Annotated in this window: 2 protein-coding genes; both read right to left on the reverse strand. The window is 41.3% G+C overall.

The window, feature by feature from the left end; translation table 11 throughout:
* The coding region (locus RMO35_RS01080; protein WP_309737965.1) for a hypothetical protein at positions 1-882 on the reverse strand (882 nt) is incomplete at its 3' end.
* 160 nt (positions 883-1,042) lie between these two features.
* Positions 1,043-2,329: flippase (locus tag RMO35_RS01085; protein ID WP_309737966.1), on the reverse strand; the 1,287-nt coding region annotated here is incomplete at its 5' end.

The following is a 2,329-nucleotide window of genomic DNA, read 5'->3' on the forward strand; positions in this document are numbered from 1 at the left end:
ATGATTGAGGGTGGCGATGACAGTCGGCCAAAAGTCGGTACGACCACTTAAAGTAGTATCCTTACCCAGAGCCTCAAAGATCCCCCTAGTGTGGGACTCGATGACAAAAAATAGGCACAAACCGATCGCTAAAAATATGACTGAAGCTACTGTGGCTTGTTTGGCTTGTAATTTTTTAAATAAATATTGGGTGATAAAAATTCCTAGTAAAGCAATAAGTGTCAACAACGCTTGAGCAGAGTTCGATCGAACTAAGACTATCAGGAAGATGGCAATAATACCCAAACTTAAACTCTTTTGGTTCCGAGTCGATATGAGGTGAGCGAGCCATAAAACAATGCCTAAAGCAGCAAATGTGCCTGTCCGAATGGGAAAGCTCATGATTCCTTGCCAGCCTTTTTCATTGACACTAAAAGATGGCAGGACAATGCAAAAGATGGCACCCACAATCAGGATAACCGCACAGAGAAAGCGTAAAATAGCCGTCATCCGGGCGATCGAGTAATGCTTGGCAATATGCACTGCATATAGACTAGTGCCGACTATGACTAAGCTACCTTTAAAGGTAAAACTCGGCGATCTCGACCACAATGCGGATAATAGAGTCAGCACGAGGATGAATAGCAAGCAGGGATCTCTAATTAGCAGAGTTAAATTCTTAAAAAAGTCTCGAAAGCGATTTCTTAAGACGAGTATAAAGAATAAATAAATACCGATCTGAGCGACAGCAGAACCGAGAGTTTTATCTAGTCCCGCTATTGCTTTCGGTCGGAGTTGGGAAAATGGTGGTAAAATTACCTCTGCCAAGGCAATAAACAATATGCACAGCACGAATGTTTCAAGCTGACTAGCTGTTTTTTCATTACTTGAAATTTTTAGCAAGATAATAAATATAGCTGAAGACAGAATTGTGGATAACAAAATAACGATGGGATGAAAAAATATTTCTCGCATGTTTAAATTTTTAAATTATCATCCAACTATTTTTTAGCAATTCACAGCCCAAATCATGAGACTCTTAGTCCCCCTCGAACAGGGGGATTTAGGGTGATTTGGCTCTACGATTCGCATCGAGCAACCTTTTACACCCTTTAATAATAAAATCAAACGCTAATGCTTTTGTCATCATTAGACCAAGTTTGCGACTGGGTGGATATAACAATAAAATCAGATAGTCGGAAACCCCATAAGAGATCGTTGTAGCTAAAGCAGCCCCCGCACCTGCATAGCGCGGAATTAATAATAAGTTGAGCAGGATATTGAGGATCGCGCCCACAAAAGTTGTGACTGAACCAAATCGAAATAATCCTTCGGTTGTTACCCAGGTATTTCTAATCAAACCGAGGGCTACAAAAACATTCGACCAAACATAAATGCTCAAAATCGTGCTAGAGGAAGTATAACTTGAGCCATATAATAGTGTGATGATTCGGTCAGAAAAACAGGTCATTATCAGCCCGATCGCATACATAGTCATGACTAAAAGATTCAAGGCTTTTTGAATGCGCTCGTCGTAAAGTTGTTGGCTTTCTTGCTTCGATCGAAATATCTTGGGCGCGATCGAAGACACGATCGCGATCGGAATAAAGTACCAAACTTCAGCCAGACGCACGCCAACAGCATAATTACCCACGGTAGCATTATCGATCGTATTCCCGAGCATAACCTGATCGATTCGCATGTAAATAGTAATCGAAAGCCCTGTTAAAATATTCGGCCAAGATTGGCGGAGAAATTGCTTTGCTAAGGATAAATTGACTTGCCAAACTTGAAAAGAGTAGCCAGCTAACCGATAAGCAATCGCTAAATTAATCGAAGTTAGCGCTACCTCAGTAAATGTGACGATCGCAAAAGCTAACAATGGCGCTTTTTGAATCACTAGCAAAACTTTGATCGCTGTAGATATCAAATAAGCCACATTTTTAGCATAAACTGTCTTTTTTGATTGCACCTGAGACTGAAACCAGAGATCGATCGTCTCTAGAGACTGAAATATCATCCCAAAGGCAATAATACTTACCAGCCAAGGAGTAAGGGGATCTTTGCTAGGAATTACTAAAACCGCCCCGATAGCTAGTAAGAAAGCAATACTACCGCTGGCTAATTTTAAAACGAATCCAGTTCCTAAAATCTCAGCACTAGCGGTAGTTTCGCTCGCGAGATCGCGAATAATAATTTCATCTAATCCCGCTCTGGCAATCACATTAAACATCCCAGATATCGAGCTGGCATAGCTGAGCAATCCAAACTGGCTAGCGCCCAAATAACGAGCAACCCAGACACCTACAACCAATCCTATCCCCATCCGCAGGATATTATCTGCCATCAA

This window comes from Chamaesiphon sp. OTE_20_metabat_361 (genome assembly GCF_031364565.1).